The following is a 1,779-nucleotide window of genomic DNA, read 5'->3' as shown; positions in this document are numbered from 1 at the left end:
AAAATAAGGGTGACTAGCCACTGCTTTGGAACCCGTTTTTGGTTATTATGACCAGTTTCGTAACTTTTGCCAGCTTGCTTCACAATTCCGATAAAGTCATGCGTCTATTGAAAACCCTTTGTCTTTCCCTGACAGGATTTTTCTCATCTGAGAAGGAGTGCAGTGATAGGTATTGCGGAACATGCGCATAAAGAGCTTATAGTTGGTAAAGCCGTGGCTGCCGAGAATGGTGGTAAGGCTTAAATCTGTTTCTGCCAAGTCCTCATACACGTGAGTCAGGCGCACGGTGTTTAAATACTCCTGAAAGGTCTGTCCCATATATTTTTTAAAAAACCTGCAGAAATATTCCGGGGTAAGACCGGCAAATTCTGCAATTTCCGTCAGAGAAACGCTTTCCTGATAATGATCCCTCACATAATTGAGAATGCCTTCTAAGCGTTTGAGATTTTTGGCCGTTTTCACCTGCAGGGCAGGATTGATCTCCTGCCGGAAGCATATCATAAGCAGGAACAATAGTTCATACAGAAGACTTTTAAAATGCAGGGAATACCATGGCTGCTTCTGGTAGAAGGCTTCCCCCATACACAGCAGAAGCTGTGTGATTTTACTGTGGATTTCCTGAAACTGGGGAGAAGCGTGGGTGTTTAAGGCATCGCTTTTCTGATAGAAATTACAAAATCTGCCCTGTTCAAAGCCTGGTATGGCCTGTTTTAAAAAGGTCTGGGGAATCTGAAGCAGCAGCACCTTTACATAGGCTTCGCAGAAGGTGGAATGGATGTCTGCTGAGTTTATCAGGATAAAATCTCCCTGATTTAGCAGATAAGCCTTGTCCGCTATGGTTACCTTCATCGTTCCCTGATAAAGATACACTACCTCCAGACTGTCGTGCCAGTGGTTGGGAACCAGATGATTGCTGTCCTCATAAATTCTAAAGTTTACCTCTAAAGCTTCCGATATCGGTATTTCTTCATGAATACTTTGATGCACGGAAAAATTCCTCCCTTTCTGATGTGCTTATCTTCTTTTTGCTTTCCCTAAAAACATCATAGAAAGCAGGAAGGAAAAAGTCAAGATTGACCTATATTCTTGTCAAGAAAAGAAATATACGGAATTTCTTTTTTTTGATAGGATAAAATTACAATGAGAAACAGAGGTCCGTTTCAACGGGCAGGAGGAGGTACGAGCTTGAAAGAAGAAAAGATCAAGGAATTAATTGCACAAATGACACTGGAGGAAAAAGCCTCCTTGTGTTCCGGAGGCGATTTCTGGCATACGAAAGGCATCGAAAGGCTGGGAATTGCACCGTCCATGGTATCAGATGGCCCTCACGGCCTGCGCAAGCAGGATCAGGAGGCGGATCATCTGGGCGTAAATGAGAGCATTAAGGCCGTCTGCTTTCCGGCGGGATGTGCCACAGCCGCATCCTTTAACAGAGAGCTCTTGGAGGAAATGGGAGAAATTTTAGGAAATGAATGTCAGGCGGAGGGAGTAAGCGTCATTTTAGGTCCGGCGGTGAATATAAAGCGTTCCCCTCTCTGCGGCAGAAATTTTGAATACTATTCCGAAGACCCGCTGTTAGCCACTGAAATGGCAGGAGCCCTCATCAAGGGCGTACAGAGTAAAAATGTGGGAACCAGCATCAAGCATTTTCTGGCAAACAACCAGGAGACCAGAAGAATGAGCAGTTCCTCCAACGTAGATGAGAGAACGCTTCGTGAAATCTATCTGGCTGCCTTTGAGGGGGCTGTGTGTAAACAGAAGCCCTGGACGATCATGTGC

At 44.8% G+C, this 1,779-nt stretch carries 2 protein-coding genes; one reads left to right on the top strand and one right to left on the bottom strand.

Translation table 11 applies throughout. From position 1 onward, the window contains the following. Window positions 1-96 precede the first annotated feature (96 nt). Complete coding sequence (locus AC1WIP_RS15495; RefSeq protein WP_481142672.1) at window positions 97-987, bottom strand: AraC family transcriptional regulator; 891 nt, start codon at window positions 985-987, stop codon at window positions 97-99. 234 nt (window positions 988-1,221) lie between these two features. On the opposite strand from AC1WIP_RS15495, the gene AC1WIP_RS15490 reads away from it, so the two are divergent. Further along, window positions 1,222-1,779 (top strand): glycoside hydrolase family 3 protein (locus AC1WIP_RS15490; RefSeq protein ID WP_481142673.1); only part of this gene is annotated, 558 nt, incomplete at its 3' end.

This window comes from Acetatifactor sp., from assembly GCF_982438285.1.
The sequence above is the reverse complement of the archived record's forward strand: the minus strand, read 5'-3'. Positions and strand labels throughout refer to the sequence as shown.